The sequence below is a fragment of the Undibacterium hunanense genome (assembly GCF_014284335.1).
Classification (GTDB): Bacteria; Pseudomonadota; Gammaproteobacteria; order Burkholderiales; family Burkholderiaceae_D; genus Undibacterium; species Undibacterium hunanense.
This window is the reverse complement of the sequence record NZ_JACOGF010000004.1, coordinates 273247-288772: the sequence shown is the minus strand read 5'-3', so window position 1 is coordinate 288772 and position 15526 is coordinate 273247. Positions and strand designations below refer to the sequence as shown.

Annotated in this window: 16 protein-coding genes; 5 read left to right on the top strand and 11 right to left on the bottom strand. The window is 52.6% G+C overall.

The annotated features are described in order from the left end of the window. Positions 1-142: 142 nt before the first annotated feature. The 7 genes from holA to H8L32_RS09990 all read right to left on the bottom strand — a co-directional run bounded on the left by holA (position 143) and on the right by H8L32_RS09990 (position 7020). The gene (gene holA, locus H8L32_RS10020) at positions 143-1162 is read right to left on the bottom strand and encodes a DNA polymerase III subunit delta (RefSeq protein WP_186947047.1); all 1020 of its coding nucleotides are present in this window, start codon (positions 1160-1162) and stop codon (positions 143-145) included. Between the two features lies 1 nt (position 1163). Beyond that, complete coding sequence (locus H8L32_RS10015) at positions 1164-1673, bottom strand: LPS-assembly lipoprotein LptE (protein WP_186947046.1); 510 nt, start codon at positions 1671-1673, stop codon at positions 1164-1166. 60 nt (positions 1674-1733) lie between these two features. Further along, positions 1734-4367, bottom strand: coding sequence for a leucine--tRNA ligase (leuS, locus tag H8L32_RS10010; RefSeq protein WP_186947045.1), 2634 nt, complete (start codon positions 4365-4367; stop codon positions 1734-1736). A gap of 151 nt (positions 4368-4518) precedes the next feature. After that, positions 4519-4956, bottom strand: a complete 438-nt coding sequence (locus tag H8L32_RS10005) for an ExbD/TolR family protein (protein WP_186947044.1) — start codon at positions 4954-4956, stop codon at positions 4519-4521. Between the two features lie 12 nt (positions 4957-4968). Then, positions 4969-5616: a MotA/TolQ/ExbB proton channel family protein gene (locus H8L32_RS10000; protein WP_186947043.1), complete on the bottom strand. Its 648-nt coding sequence runs from the start codon at positions 5614-5616 to the stop codon at positions 4969-4971. Positions 5617-5637: 21 nt separating this feature from the next. Continuing rightward, positions 5638-6444 carry a 4-hydroxy-tetrahydrodipicolinate reductase gene (gene dapB, locus H8L32_RS09995; RefSeq protein WP_186947042.1) on the bottom strand — a complete coding sequence of 269 codons (807 nt, stop codon included), beginning with the start codon at positions 6442-6444 and terminating at the stop codon, positions 5638-5640. 6 nt (positions 6445-6450) lie between these two features. Further along, positions 6451-7020, bottom strand: a complete 570-nt coding sequence (locus tag H8L32_RS09990; protein WP_186947041.1) for an outer membrane protein assembly factor BamE — start codon at positions 7018-7020, stop codon at positions 6451-6453. Between the two features lie 75 nt (positions 7021-7095). Here H8L32_RS09990 and fur point away from each other — a divergent pair, with 75 nt between their 5' ends. Further along, a complete protein-coding gene (fur, locus tag H8L32_RS09985) occupies positions 7096-7524 on the top strand; it encodes a ferric iron uptake transcriptional regulator (RefSeq protein WP_186947040.1) in 429 nt (142 codons plus the stop codon). A gap of 130 nt (positions 7525-7654) precedes the next feature. Here the strand turns inward: fur and H8L32_RS09980 are convergent, their stop codons facing one another. From H8L32_RS09980 to H8L32_RS09970, 3 genes are all read right to left on the bottom strand, one after another. Beyond that, complete coding sequence (locus tag H8L32_RS09980; RefSeq protein WP_186947039.1) at positions 7655-8038, bottom strand: response regulator; 384 nt, start codon at positions 8036-8038, stop codon at positions 7655-7657. A 156-nt stretch (positions 8039-8194) separates the two neighbouring features. Beyond that, positions 8195-9214: a heat-inducible transcriptional repressor HrcA gene (gene hrcA / locus H8L32_RS09975; protein WP_186947038.1), complete on the bottom strand. Its 1020-nt coding sequence runs from the start codon at positions 9212-9214 to the stop codon at positions 8195-8197. Between the two features lie 44 nt (positions 9215-9258). Beyond that, complete coding sequence (locus tag H8L32_RS09970) at positions 9259-9945, bottom strand: HAD family hydrolase (protein WP_186947037.1); 687 nt, start codon at positions 9943-9945, stop codon at positions 9259-9261. Between the two features lie 75 nt (positions 9946-10020). On the opposite strand from H8L32_RS09970, the gene H8L32_RS09965 reads away from it, so the two are divergent. The 4 genes from H8L32_RS09965 (at position 10021) to H8L32_RS09950 (ending at position 14655) form a co-directional block, all read left to right on the top strand. Beyond that, positions 10021-10914 carry an NAD kinase gene (locus tag H8L32_RS09965; RefSeq protein WP_186947036.1) on the top strand — a complete coding sequence of 298 codons (894 nt, stop codon included), beginning with the start codon at positions 10021-10023 and terminating at the stop codon, positions 10912-10914. Positions 10915-11057: 143 nt separating this feature from the next. Then, positions 11058-12704, top strand: coding sequence for a DNA repair protein RecN (recN, locus tag H8L32_RS09960; protein ID WP_186947035.1), 1647 nt, complete (start codon positions 11058-11060; stop codon positions 12702-12704). Positions 12705-12717: 13 nt separating this feature from the next. After that, on the top strand, positions 12718-13824 hold the full coding sequence (gene hemH, locus H8L32_RS09955; protein ID WP_186947034.1) for a ferrochelatase: 1107 nt from the start codon (positions 12718-12720) through the stop codon (positions 13822-13824). A 6-nt stretch (positions 13825-13830) separates the two neighbouring features. Further along, positions 13831-14655, top strand: coding sequence for a symmetrical bis(5'-nucleosyl)-tetraphosphatase (locus H8L32_RS09950; protein WP_186947033.1), 825 nt, complete (start codon positions 13831-13833; stop codon positions 14653-14655). On the opposite strand, the gene H8L32_RS09945 is transcribed toward H8L32_RS09950, so the two are convergent. Continuing rightward, on the bottom strand, positions 14652-15389 hold the full coding sequence (locus H8L32_RS09945; RefSeq protein ID WP_186947032.1) for a lysophospholipid acyltransferase family protein: 738 nt from the start codon (positions 15387-15389) through the stop codon (positions 14652-14654). The genes H8L32_RS09950 and H8L32_RS09945 overlap by 4 nt on opposite strands. Positions 15390-15526 lie beyond the last annotated feature (137 nt).

Here is a 15526-nt window from a genome sequence, read left to right as displayed (position 1 = left end):
TTTGGAGAACGTCCGGGCGTTCTCATATTCGTTGATCAGCCACCAGCAAGGTGGCGAGGGAATTCTATTTCCGGTTTGATAAACCGCTTGCTATCAAGTATCAAGTATCAAGTATCAGGTATCAGGCGTAGACTAAACTGCATTATGCAGCTTTTGCCACTTTCAAACCCAACTGTAATAAGGCATCCCAGGGATCACCTGCAAATGCCTTGGCGCGTAAACCTTTTACCATCTTATCGACTTGCGATGCTTCTTGCAGCGCGGCCCGCAAATTTGCCAGGCTGACACGACGCAGAGCAGGATCCATGAGCTTTTCACGCGGGCCCCAGATCCGGTATTCTTTCAGCAAGGCTGACAGTGGCCTGCCCTGCGCCATGCCGGACTTCAGTTTCAACAGCGTGCGTATTTCTTCTGCCATCGCCCACAAGACCAGCGGCAGGGCTTCGCCTTCGCCCTTCAAACCGTTCAGCATACGTACCAGTCTTGCGACATCACCAGACAGCATGGCTTCATTGAGCTTGAAGACATCATAGCGCGCCACATTCAGCACGGCGTCATGGATTTGTTCAAAACTCAGCTTGCCTGGCGGATGCAACAAGGCCAGTTTCTGGATTTCCTGATGGGCGGCCAGCAAATTGCCTTCTACCCTGTCAGCAATAAAATCCAGGCTTTGCCTGTCGGCATTTTGCTGCTGCATCGACAAGCGCAGGCTGATCCAGTTAGGCAACTGATTGCGTTCCACCAGCGGGATATCAATGTACACCGCAGCCTGCTGCAGGCTGGCTACCCAGGCAGCTTTTTGCGTGGCCCAGTCCAGCTTGGGCAAGGTGATCAGGGTCAGGTTATCGGGCGACAGGTTCGCCACATAATCCTGCAAGGCCTGGCCACCGTCCTTGCCGGGTTTGCCGGTGGGTATGCGCAAATCGATCAGTTTTTTATCGCCAAACAGGGATTGCGACTGATTCGCTGCCAGCAAGGCGCCCCATTTGAAACTGCGCTCCACCGTCAGGATGTCACGCTCATAAAAACCTTGTGCCTTTGCCGTGCGGCGTATCTTGTCTGCGGCTTCCAGCGCCAGCAAATGCTCATCACTGGTGATCACATACAGTGGCGCCAGTGTTTTCGCCAGATGGCCATCGAGGGCATCGAAGCGTAGCAGCATCTTAATCGTCCATCTTTACAACAGCCAGGCGACGCATGATCTGCTGCACCAGGTCGCTTTGCATATCACGGTACAGCAAGACTTCTTCTGCCTCTTTCGCCAGCACCTGGGTTTCATTGAAACTGATATTGCGTTTCAGTTGTATGTCTACCGGCTCCAGATATTCCTTGCCTTCGTTATTGCGCAGGCGGAAACGGAAGTTGTAGATCAGATTGTATTCACGTACACGACCCTGGCTGTTCAGGGACAGAATCTGCTTGTCCCTGGTTTCACTCAAAACTTCAAGCATGACCTGCGCATCCTTGGCGCTGGACATGATCTGGGTTTGCCCGTTGGCGCGTATCTGGCGGCGCAACTCACCACCCAGTGCCGAACTTTCAGGCATGCCGATATAAATGCTCTTGAACGGCAAAGCCACCGGGCCACGCAAGGCAAAACCGCAAGCGGACAGCAGCATCACGAAGAAGATTGCTGTCAGCCATTGCAGACGCTTTAAGTACTTTGCTTGCATGCGGTTTCCTTTGTTCTTTGTTACTTATTACTTGTCACACTGTTGTCAAGACCAGGATGGTCAGGCAACGATATTCACCAGCTTGCCAGGCACGATGATGATTTTCTTGGCGGCACCTTCCATGAACTTCTGTACACTTTCATTGGCCAGAGCCGTCGCTTCTATGGTGGCCTTGTCGGCATCCTTGGCAACCTTGATGCTGCCACGCAACTTGCCATTGACCTGCACCATCAGCTCGATTTCATCCTGCACCAGAGCAGCTTCGTCCACCTGCGGCCATGGCGCATCAATGATTTCACCCAGCTCAGTGGCCAGGCCCAGTTCCTGCCACAAGACGTGCGTGATGTGCGGGCATACCGGATACAGGCCACGCAGCAAGATGCTGAAAGCTTCACGCAAGGCTGCTGCACTGCCTTCAGCGTCTGACTTGAAGGACTCTATGGTGTTGAGCAACTTCATCGCACCGGATACAACGGTGTTGTATTGCAGACGGTCATAATCGGTATCGATTTGCTTCAGCGTCAGATGCACTTCACGGCGCAGGGCCTTGACATCATTGGCATACGCAGCGGGCGCGACGGTACTGGTCCCGGCAGCAATCGTGCCAGACAGTTTCAATGCAGAAGCCCACAAACGACGCAGGTAACGCGATGCACCTTCCACGCCGCTATTACTCCAGGCCGCACTTTGATCCGGAGGACCGGCAAACATGGTGAACAGGCGTGCCGTATCAGCACCGAACTGCTCGATAATGTCTTTGGGTTCGACCACATTGTTCTTGGATTTGGACATCTTCTCGATGCCGCCCATTTGCACAGGCTGACCATCGCTTTTCAGCGATGCTGAAATTGGGCGCCCCTTGTCATCATGCTGAACTTCAATTTCATTCGGGTAGAACCAGATTTTCTTGCCAGTAGAATCTTCACGATAATAAGACTCGTTGAGCAACATGCCCTGGGTAAACAGGTTCTTAAAAGGCTCGTCTATCTTGACCAAACCCAGGTCACGCATGGCCTTGGTCCAGAAACGTGCGTACAGCAAATGCAAAACCGCATGTTCGACACCGCCGATGTACTGGTCCATCGCCATCCAGTAATCATTGCGCTCATCCACCATGGTGTCTGCATCCGGGCAGGTATAACGCATGAAATACCAGCTGGAATCAACGAAGGTATCCATGGTGTCGGTTTCACGGTGTGCCGGGCTGCCGCATTTAGGGCAAGGTACATTCAGGAAATCTTCACGGTGTTTCAATGGGTTGCCAGAACCGTCAGGAATGCAGTCGGTAGGCAATACCACCGGCAAATCTTCATACGGCACAGGCACGTCACCACAGCTTGCGCAGTGGATGATAGGGATAGGTGTACCCCAGTAACGCTGACGCGAAATACCCCAGTCACGCAAACGCCAGGTGGTTTTCTTTTCGCCCAGACCTTTGGCTACCAGATCACCGGCCACTGCATCAACCGTGGCCTTGAAGCTCAGGCCATCGTACTTGCCGGAATTGACGGTGACGCCACGTTGCTTGTCGCCATAATATTCTGCCCAGGCATCGGTGCTGAAGCTTTCGCCTTCGATCGCCACCACTTGCTTGATGGCGATATGGTATTTTTTCGCAAAGGCAAAATCGCGTTCATCATGCGCAGGCACGCCCATGACAGCGCCATCGCCATAGGTCATCAGCACATAGTTACCGACCCAGACTTCGACTTGCTCACCAGTCAGGGGATGGGTAACGAACAGGCCGGTAGGCATGCCCTCTTTTTCCTTGGTCGCCATTTCGGCTTCTGTCGTACCGCCAGCCTTGCAGACTTCGATGAAGGCTGCCAGTGCGGCATTATTCTTTGCTGCCAGCGTCGCAATGGGATGTTCTGCCGCTACTGCGCAGAAAGTCACGCCCATGATGGTGTCTGGACGGGTAGTGAACACATACATCTTGCCGTCTTGAACCAGTGCGCCAGTTTCATCTGCGATCTGGTGTGGGAAAGCAAAGCGCACGCCTTCGCTCTTGCCTATCCAGTTACGCTGCATGGTACGCACTTGCTCAGGCCAGCCATCGAGATTATCGATGCTGTTCAGCAGTTCATCTGCGTATTGAGTGATGCCAAAGTAGTAGCCAGGAATTTCGCGTTTCTCTACCAGGGCACCAGAGCGCCAACCGCGACCATCAATCACCTGCTCGTTCGCCAGCACGGTTTGATCGACTGGGTCCCAGTTCACGACCTGGGTTTTTTTATAGGCAACACCTTTTTCCAGCATCTTCAGGAACAGCCACTGGTTCCAGCGGTAGTAATCCGGGTCGCAGGTCGCGACTTCACGCGTCCAGTCAAATGCCAGGCCCAGAGGCTGCATTTGTGACTTCATGTCTTCGATATTCGCGTAAGTCCATTCTGCCGGCGATTTTTTGTAGGCAATCGCCGCATTTTCTGCCGGCAAGCCAAATGCATCCCAGCCCATGGGCATGAGGACGTTATAGCCCTTCATGCGCAGCTGGCGTGCCAGCATGTCATTGATCGTGTAATTGCGCACGTGGCCCATATGCAGCTTGCCGGAAGGGTAAGGCAGCATGGAACAGGCGTAATACTTGCCTTTAGGGAAGCGTGGATTGTTTTCTACTGCCGTATAGGCATCGATCTTTTTCCAATGAGACTGCGCCGATTGCTCGACGTCGGAAGGCGTATATTTTTCTTGCATGGCTTAAGCAGAAGTAGGTGCGGAAATGACTCAGAACCTTAGATTATAACTGCTTAAGCCATGTTATTGAGCAAAGCCTCAGGGCAAGACCCGAATAATGGCACGATGGAAAGGAATTAATGGGCACTGCCCACGGCAAAGCCCGCCAGGTTCAGCGGCTGGCTTTCTTGTCAGTAACAAAAGAAATCCGGCTCAAGCCCTGTGTCTGGGCAGCAGCCATGACCTGGGCAATGATTTCATAGCGGGTTGCCTTGTCGGCACGCAATTGTATTTCTGCCTGCGGGTTGCTGGCTGCCAGCACTGCCAGTCTGGGCTCCAGTTCAGCCATGGACAATACGTCCTTGTCCCAGTAGAGGCGCCCTTCTGCATCAAATGCAATATGGATGGCGTTCGCTGGTTCCGGCACGGCAGCAGACTGGGCCTGAGGCAAATCCAGCTTGATAGCGTGCGTCATGAAGGGCGCGGCAATAATGAAAATCACCAACAGGACCAGCATCACATCCACCATCGGGGTGACATTGATATCCGCCATCGTCCCTTGTGAGCCGGATGCGGTAGCGTCAGATTGGCGAAATTGACCGAATGACATGATGTGACGACCTCAGGTTTTGCACCAGTGTGCGTGCAGGTCAAAGGCAAAGCCATCAAGTTCGGCCAGGGTAATGCGATTGATGCGGTTAAAGCCGTTATATGCCAGTACCGCCGGAATGGCGACTATCAGACCAAGCGCGGTCATGATCAGGGCTTCACCAACCGGGCCAGCCAGTTGATCTATCTGTACAGCACCTGACGAGGAAATGGCCGTCAGCGCATGATAAATACCCCATACCGTGCCCAGCAAGCCAACAAAGGGTGCCGTTGCCCCTATCGATGCCAGCATGGTTAATCCTGCTTCCAGTCTGGTGGTCAGTGCCTGCAATTGATGCCTCAGGCTGCGGGTGAGAATGTCGCTGAATGCTGTGTTTTCGGACAGAGTGCCAGCACGTTTGTCTGCCTGCTCTGCCGCATCCGCCAGGGCAATAAAGATATGCGCCCTGTCAGCCTGACGCAGCATGGCCATAGCATCGGCCAGACTGGGTGATTGCCAGAAAGCCCGCAAGGCGGGCGCTGCCTGGCGGATGCGCCAGAAAGTCCATGCCTTCAACAAGATCAGGGTCCAACTGAGTACCGACATGGCCAGCAAAAACCAGCCGACCATGTGTCCCAGCAAATCCGCCTGATCCCAGTAATGTGCAATCGCTGAATTCATAGGGCCGGGCTAGCGCTTTGTTTAGCGCAAACCCAATACGTCGTACATATCGAACAGACCAGTGGATTTATCCTGCAAGAAACGGGCTGCACGCAAACTGCCATGCGCGTAGGTAACACGGCTGGATGATTTATGGCTTATTTCAACCCGCTCACCAATACCGGCAAACAGCACCGTATGGTCGCCGACAATGTCACCGCCACGGATAGTGGCAAAACCGATGGAGGATGGATCACGCTCACCGGTCACGCCTTCGCGGGAAAAAACCCCGACTTCGTTCAGGTCGCGTCCCAGCGTGTCAGCAATCACTTCCCCCATTTTCAGCGCCGTGCCTGACGGTGCATCCACTTTAAAGCGGTGATGTGCTTCGACGATTTCAATGTCATAGCCATGAGAAAAACTTTTGGCAGCCATTTCCAGCAACTTCATCGTGACATTCACGCCCACGCTCATATTCGGCGCAAACATGATGGCAGTTTTTTGCGCAGCGGCAGCAATGGCTGCCTTGCCTGCCCCGTCAAAGCCGGTCGTGCCTATGATCATCTTGATGCCATGCGCAGCACAATATTCAAGATGCTTGAGCGTACCTTCGGGGCGGGTAAAGTCGATCAGGTAGGCGGCATCTGCCAGACCTTTTGCCAGATCCGACTCGATCAGCACGCCTGTCGGCTTACCCAGACTGAGACCCGCATCGGTACCCAGTGCGGGCGAACCTGGCACATCCAGCGCGCCAGCCAGCACCAGGTCATCAGCAGCGCTGATTGCCTCAACCAACATTTTCCCCATACGGCCAGAAGCACCCGCTACGGCAATTTTCAAGGCTGTCATAGTATTTTATTTCTCTTTTTTCTTGGCCGGGCCATCAGTATCAATCACTGACTGTACGCGATTCACGCCAAGGGCGGATTCGGTAATACGGGCCAGGTAATCTTTTTCAGTCGGCAGGTTACCGCCTTCAAACTTGGCAACAGTGTTATTTTTGAAATACACTGATACGCGGCTGGTGATTTGTTCGCCATTGCCCTTGGTCAGACGGAAAGGATAATCCCAGCGGTCTTCGTGGAACATGTCAGTCAGCAAGGCTGTACCCAGCAAAAAGCGTACTTGCTCACGGGTCATGCCTTCTTTCAACTGGGAAATCATTTCCTGTGACACGAAGTTACCTTGCTGGATAGGTACGCGGTAAGGCGAGACGTAGCTGAGCAACTTGGCAAAGCCGGTAGGCGCAATCACCTGGGCGCCGCTGGTATCACCAGTGCTTGTTGGCGTGGCATACACCGAGGTTTTGTCTGCACTGGACAAAAAAGGCAAAGCTGATGAACATGCAGTCAGGCAAGTAAGCAGTGCCAGACCAGCAGCACGGCCCAGCGTGGTCCGTTTTGAAGCTGAAAACAACAAACGCATAGGTAACCTCATTATTGAGCAACAAGCCCTAAAACCCGATATCATAAAGCAGATAGCAAATTTTTGATCGAAAACATGACAAACAGCACTCCAAACCTGAAGGCCAGCGGCCTGAAAGCGACCCTTCCACGACTGAAGATACTGGAAATTTTCCAGAACAGCCGGGTTCGCCATTTGACAGCAGAAGACGTGTACAAGATCCTGCTGAATGAAAATATGGATGTCGGTTTAGCAACAGTCTACCGCGTCCTGACACAATTTGAACAGGCTGGCTTGCTCAATCGTAATCATTTCGAAACCGGCAAGGCTATTTTTGAACTGAACGAAGGCTCTCACCATGACCACCTGGTCTGTCTTGACTGCGGCAGGGTGGAAGAGTTTTTCGATGAAGAAATTGAACAGCGCCAGCACAAGGTGGCACTGGAACGCGGCTTCAAGATTGCTGAACATGCACTGGCGATTTACGGCAACTGTACCAAAGCCAATTGCGAACACAAGGCTTAAGACTCATTGCTTACTCATTGCTTGCTCATTGCTTGCTCATTGCTTAGCCCCAGCCATGACAACGCAATCAGGCTCGTAATCTCATAGTAAGCAGGCACGTCTGCGTGCCTGCTTTACTGTTACATCCACATCATTTGCTGATTTTGGCAACCACACCCGCTACCGTATCAATGATCTTTTGTGCATTGAATGGCTTGAGAACATAACCGTGAATGCCGGTCTTGACCGCTTCTGCAATGGTTGCCTGGTCTTTGTTGGCAGTGACCATCAGTACGCAAGCAGTTGGTACCAATTCTTTCAGACGCGGCAAAATCTCGATACCACTGATCTTGGGCATGACCACGTCCAGCATGATCAGATGTGGCTTGAGCTTGACAGCCATTTCCAACCCGGTACTGCCATCCGTTGCCTCACCCACGACATCGTAGCCCTCGCTACGCAGAATGACTCTCAATACTTCCCTGGTGACGTCGTTATCGTCCACCAGTAATATCTTCACGTTCTTTTTGTCCATATCAATATTTTCAGTCACAAGTGTAAGAGATGCTTGCGCCATCAAGATGGCTGAACGTCCTTGCGCGCCTGGACTACTTCGGCAAGGCACATGATTTCAATTGTTCAATGGCTATTCAATGCTTATTAGTTAGTGGTGACCACTAATGGTGACCAGTTACTGACTAAGCGCATTGGACAATAATTTTGCAGTGATATCAACAATCGGTATCACTCTTTCATACGCCATACGGGTCGGGCCTATGACTCCCAGCGTTCCTACTATCTTACCGTTAACGTCATAAGGTGCGGTAACGATGCTCATTTCTTCCATGGGGACAAGTTGCGACTCACCACCGATGAATATCTGCACGCCAGTTGCCTTGCTCGATACATCCAGCAATTGCATCAGACTGTTTTTTTGTTCGAACATGTCAAACAACTTGCGCAAAGAACCCATGTTGGAAGACAGGTCCTGCACATTCAGCAAATTACGTTCGCCGGATATGACGACTTCGTCGCTATGTTCATCCATGGCGTCACTGCCCGCTTCTACCGCTGCCTGCATCAGCCGGGTCATGTCATTTTGCAGTTGACGTAATTCGTTGTTGATGCGGGTACGGGCGTCGGAAAAACTTAAACCGCCAAAATTCTGGTTCAGGTAATTGGCAGCATGTACCAACTGCCCCTGATTGTAGTCTACGTCGGTCAGCAACAGACGGTTGTGCACGTCGCCTGTCGGTGACACGACCACCAGCAGGATACGCTTTTCCGACAGGCGTAAAAATTCAACTTGCTGGAATATCGATTCCGTACGCGGCGTCATGACAACACCGGCAAATTGCGACAGCGATGACAATATCTGTGCGGCATTGGCGATCAGCTTTTGCGGCGGCTGCGACAACATGCCCGATTGCAGACGCGACTCCAGGCCGACTTCGCTGATTTCTTGCACTGTAAGCAATTTATCCACAAACACCCGATAACCACGCGGCGTAGGTATACGTCCGGCTGAAGTGTGCGGACTGGCAACAAACCCCATTTCTTCCAGGTCAGCCATCACATTGCGTATGGTCGCAGGCGACAATTCCAGGCCGGAAATTTTTGACAGGGCGCGGGAGCCCACAGGCTGGCCATCGGCGATATACCGTTCGACCAGTGCTTTTAATAAGGTTTGTGCGCGAATATCAAGTTGCATAGCTTCATTTTATGCGTTCATGCCAGCAATGAACACAGAAAGTTTTATATCCACTGCGCCAGCTCATGCAGGCTGGCAAATTCTGCATCCGGCCTGATATGTATATGGCGTTCATCCTCGATTTTCAAACCCTTGCGATTCATCCAGCCACCTTGCAGGCCTGCCTGTTGCGCACCTTGCACATCCAGCAACAAATCGTCGCCCACATATAATACTTCTGATGGTGCCACTTGCATTGCATCACAGGCCGCCAGGAAAATCCGTGGGTCAGGCTTGGCACAGCCAAAGCGGTAGGCGGCGATCGATACCTTGAAATGTCCGGCAATGCCGATGGCCGACAAATCGGCGAAACCGTTCGAGACGGTACCGAGGTTTATCTTTTTTTCCAGCGCCAGCAAGCCTGGCCTGACGTCTTCATACAAATCCACCTTGTTTCTGGCATCGGCAAACACAGCCATGGCATGATCGGCTTTTTCTGCCGGTATGCCATGCTCCTGAAAGACTTCGCTGAGCAGGGTATGGCGCAGCGCCCACAAATCATATTGAAAACGCGGGTCGGCAGATACCAGGGTATTCCTGCGCTCACGCAGTTTTTCCACACTGTAATTTTGTGCGACCACAGGTACGTGTTCATGCAGCCATTGTTGCAATACCGCCTCGGCATGGCGTATCACTGGCACGACAGGCCACAAGGTATCATCCAGATCTAGCAAAACTGCTTTTAATGTCATAAAGTGCACTCAATTGATTCATTCCCAGCTTAATTATGGTCTAATCTGAGGCATCATGTCACCTCCACCTTGTTTATGACAGTCCAGGCCAAAACCATTGCACTTGTTGGAAAATATAATGCTGCCGGCATCGCGGATTCAATGACCGAACTGGCAAACTTTTTGGAGCAAGCAGGACATCACGTCGTTATTGAGGCAGAAACAGCGCAATACCCGCAACTGGCGCAGTTCGCGACCATGACTGTTCCTGAAATCGGCAAATCTGCCGACGCCGCCATCGTCATTGGTGGTGATGGCACCATGCTTGGCATCGCGCGTCAACTAGCACCCTATAACGTCCCGCTGATAGGTGTCAACCAGGGCCGCCTGGGGTTTATTACCGATATTGCACTCGACCGCATGGTGCCGGCGATTACCGACATACTGGATGGCAAATATGCATCCGAACGCCGCAGCCTGTTACAGGCCATCGTGGTGCGTGACGGTGACCAAATTTTTAGCGGCGTCGCCTTCAATGATATCGTGGTGTCACGCGGGGCCGGTTCCGGCATGGTGGAACTGCGGGTCGAAGTCGACGGCCATTTCATGTACAACCAGCGTTCTGACGGTTTGATCGTGTCTACACCGACTGGTTCTACCGCTTATGCCCTGTCTGCCGGTGGCCCGCTGCTGCATCCCAGCCTGTCTGGCATTGCCATGGTGCCGATTGCACCACATGCCTTGTCCAACCGTCCGATAGTCTTGCCGGACAGCAGCGAAATCGTGATCGAGATCGTGGCCGGACGTGACATCAGCCTGAACTTTGACATGCAGAATTTTGCCAGCCTGATGCACCAGGACAGGATAATCGTGAACCGCTCTGCCCATACGGTAACCTTCCTGCATCCCCAGGGCTGGAATTATTACAATACCCTGCGTGAAAAACTGCACTGGAATGAGTATCCTTCGGTCGAAGGCGCACTGAATTGAAACCAGAGCTGAAACCTGAACTGAAACCCAGACTGAAACACGTACACAAGCTGTATTGCTAAAATAGCGACTGATCCTGTTTCGCCGCTGCATTAAATACATTCTTATCCATATCCATTTCATATCATTACTGTCTGTTCATTATGCTGCGCACGCTTGCCATTCGTGACTTTGTCATTGTCGATACACTGGAGCTCGAATTTTCATCCGGTTTCAGCGTACTGACCGGGGAAACCGGTGCCGGCAAATCCATCCTGATTGATGCACTGACCCTGGCACTGGGTGGCCGGGGTGACGCCAGCATGGTGCGCGAATCAGCCGCCAAAGCCGATGTCAGTGCCGAATTTGCCATCAATGCCAGCCTGAACAACTGGCTGGAAGCCAATGATTTCAGCGACCCCGACCAGCAACTGATACTGCGCCGCACGGTAGACAATGCCGGACGCTCAAAAGCCTGGATCAACGGCATCACCGCCACCGCCAGCCAGTTGCGTGAAATCGGTGATTTGCTGGTGGATATCCATGGCCAGCATGCGCATCAGTCCTTGCTGAAAACCGAGGCCCAGCGTTCCCTGCTCGATATGCAGGGCGGGCTGGAAGAACAGGTCCGCGAAGTCGGCCTGCGCTACAAGGCCTGGCGCAACCTGAGCAAGCAGCGCGAAGAATTTGAAACCAATGCCAAGAATGTTTTGCAAGAACGCGAAAGGCTGGAATGGCAAGTTGGCGAACTCGACAAATTACAGATCAAGCCCGGCGAGTGGGAAGACATCACGCAGGAACATAGCCGCCTGGCCCATGCTGCAAGTTTGCTGGAAGGCGCGCAGGAAGCTGCCAGCCTGATTTCAGAATCCGACCATCCTGTACTGTCACAATTGACGGCAGTTCAGCACAAGCTGCAAAAACTGCTGGACTATGATGCTGCCTTAAAGCCCGTCATTGAAGCACTGGATTCTGCCTGCATCAACCTGCAGGAAACCACCTATGCGCTGAACGATTACCTGAGCCGCACCGAACTGGATCCGGCGCGTCTGCGCAAAGTCGAAAACCGCGTCGAAGCGATTCATACTACGGCACGTCGCTTTCATGTCGCACCAGAAAAACTGCATGAAGAATTTGCCATTTTATCGGCACAGTTACAGCAGCTTTCGAATGCCAGTGACATGGATGCCCTGAAAGCACAGGAAGAAAAATCCCGTTCAAGTTATATGCAGGCGGCACAAAAGCTCAGCAAGGCACGTACCAAAGTAGCGAAAGAACTGGCTGCAGCAGTCACCGCCGCCATGCAAGATCTGAGCATGGGGGGCGGCAGTTTTTCCATCGCCCTGCATGCTGCCCAACCGGCCGCCTATGGGCTGGAACAAACTGAATTCCTGGTGGCCGGCCATGCAGGTGTGCAGGCGCGCCCACTGGCAAAGGTGGCATCCGGTGGTGAGCTGGCGCGTATCTCGCTGGCTATTTCGGTCATCACTTCTGGTGCGACTGCCACTCCGACCCTGATCTTCGATGAAGTCGATAGCGGCATCGGCGGCGGCGTGGCAGAAGTGGTCGGGCGTTTGCTGAAACGACTGGGGCAAGACCGGCAGGTACTGTGCGTTACCCATTTGCCACAAGTCGCCAGCCAGGCCAATCAACACTTCCAGGTCAGCAAGGCCAGCCACAAAGGCAAGACCACATCACAAATTGAAGCACTCGACAACAAACAACGTGTCGAAGAAATTGCCCGCATGCTGGGCGGCATAGAAATCACGGCAACTACGCGCAAACACGCCAGAGAATTACTGGCATCTTAAGAAAATAAATATCATGCGCTTCCTCAAAGAACCTGAATACTCACACGGCAAGATAACTAAAACCGCCGTCGTACTGATCAATCTTGGCACACCGGATGCTCCTACTGCATCGGCCGTGCGCCCTTACCTGAAACAATTTTTATGGGACCGGCGTGTGGTTGAAGTGCCACGCCCGATCTGGTGGCTGATCTTGCATGGCATTATCCTGCCGTTTCGTTCTGGCCAGTCTGCGAAAAAATATGCATCGATCTGGACCAAGGATGGTTCGCCACTGAAAATACATACCGAAAAACAGGCCACCCTGCTGAAGGGCTATCTGGGTGAACGCGGGCATGAAGTTCAGGTTGCCTATGCCATGCGCTATGGCTCACCATCCATCCCTGATGTCTTGCAAAAACTCAAGAAAGATGGCTGCGAACGCATCTTGATTTTGCCTGCTTATCCGCAATATTCCGGCACCACAACGGCATCCAATTTTGATGCTGTCGCCCAGCATTATCAGCAAGTCAGAAACATGCCTGAACTGCGCTTCGTCAAGAACTATCATGATCATGATGGTTATATTCAGGCATTGAAGGTATCTGTCATGGATCACTGGCAAAGCCATGGCCGTCCAGAAAAACTGGTCATGAGTTTTCATGGCTTGCCAAAAGCATTTTTACTGCGCGGCGATGCCTATCATTGCGAATGCTATAAAACTGCCCGCCTACTGGCTGAAAAACTGGGGCTGGGCAAGGATGACTATATCGTCACCTTCCAGTCACGCCTGGGACGTGCCGAATGGCTGCAACCCTATACTGCGCCGACGGTACAAAAACTGGCAAAAGACGGCATCAAACGCATAGACGTTATCTGTCCTGGCTTTATCGCCGATTGCCTGGAAACCCTGGAAGAAATCGCCATGGAAGTGAAGACAGACTTCCTGCGTGCCGGCGGCAAGGAATTCAACTACATTCCCTGTCTGAATGAATCACCGGTATGGATGCGCGGCCTGGCAGAAATTGCCGAGCAACACCTGATAGGCTGGCCGACCATGATCACCGCCAGCATGCGTGAGCAACAAAAACAGCAAGCCCTGATCAGCCGCTCCGAATCGAAGCGACTGGGTGCGGATCACTAAAAAGTAATGAGCAAAACCTATTTCATCGGCGACATACAAGGCTGCGCCGAACAGTTGCAAACCTTGCTGAACAAGATAGAGGTGCGTTCACCCCGCGCTTATTATCTGTTCGCAGGCGATCTGGTGAACCGTGGCCCACAGTCACTGGAAAGTCTGCGTCTGATACGCAGCCTGCAGCAAAGTGGCCGCGCCGAAAGCGTGCTGGGTAACCATGACCTGCATTTGCTGGCTGTTGCCAACGGCATACGCCCGCCCCACCGCAGCGATACCCTGGACGACATCTTGCAGGCCCCTGATCGTGACGAACTGCTGCACTGGTTGCGACAACGGCCTTTGGCAATTTTCAAGAGTAATCACTTGCTTATACATGCGGGCATCTTTCCGCAGTGGTCGGCAACGCAAACACTGAGTCTGGCGAAGGAAGTGGAAACCCGCTTGCGCGCACCTGACTGGCTGGACCTGATGCATAACATGTACGGCAACACACCAGATCACTGGCAAGATGATTTACAGGGCAATGCGCGTTATCGATGCATCATCAATGCACTGACACGCATGCGTTTTTGCAGCGCCGACGGCAAGATGGATTTTGCTACCAAGGATGGCGCGGGCGCAGCCCCTGACGGCTTTGCACCATGGTTTGATTTACCACGCGCCACTGAAGACAACACCATGGTTTTCGGTCACTGGTCCACCCTGGGACTGGTGTTACGCCCCAATCTGATCAGCCTGGACACCGGTTGCGTCTGGGGTGGCAAATTGACGGCGGTTGCACTGGAAGACCGCGACCTGGTACAGATAGATTGCCCGCAACAGCAAAAGCCGGGCTAAGCCTCAGTGACACCCAGTTCCCGCATCACCGCTGCGCGCGCCAGCCTGGCGACATCACGCCTGTGCGCACCGTCGGTAGGAATGGTGGGCAGACGCACCAGTTCCGCCGTCATGCGCGGTGCCAGCAAGATGATGCGCATACTCTCGGCAAAAGTCATGTCGCCAATAAAGTCAGCTGCGGAATGAAACTGTCCCTGGGCGTCCAGATAGCGGACAACAAAGGGTTGCACAGGCACATGCGCTTCTATCGCGGCTTCAAACAGATTGGCATGAAACGACAGCACATTACCTTGTGAAGTTGTCGTACCTTCGGGAAAAAAAGCAATACGCTTGCCCGCTTGTATCTGATGTACCAGGCCTTCATAAATACGACGCACATCGCGCTGCCGGCCACGTACCAGGAAAATGGTACCGGCTTTCTCACATAACCAGCCCAGCAATGGCCAATTGCGGATATCTGACTTGGCCACAAAATGGCAAGGGTGCAAGGTATTGATCACGAAAATATCCAGCCAGGAAATATGATTGGAAACAATCATCGCAGACGCATTCACCGCCCCTTCGCTTTTATCTTTGAAAGCGACATCCACAGTGCAGATGGCCAGCAATTTGACCGACCAGCGACGCACCAGATAATCACGCCGGTCATCATGGACAAACGGAAAGACCACTGCGCAAGTCAACAAACCTGCCATGAGATGAATGAATACCCTGAAAAAATGCCAAACGATCATGCCCAACTCGCCCATACCCATACAGGGTAAGAATAAAAAAAATCAATCGCAATAAAACAAACGGGAGTACGGCACAACCATACTCCCTACAAACCGTTTTTTGCCCAAATAGCGTAGTGAATCTACATCTTCAGAAT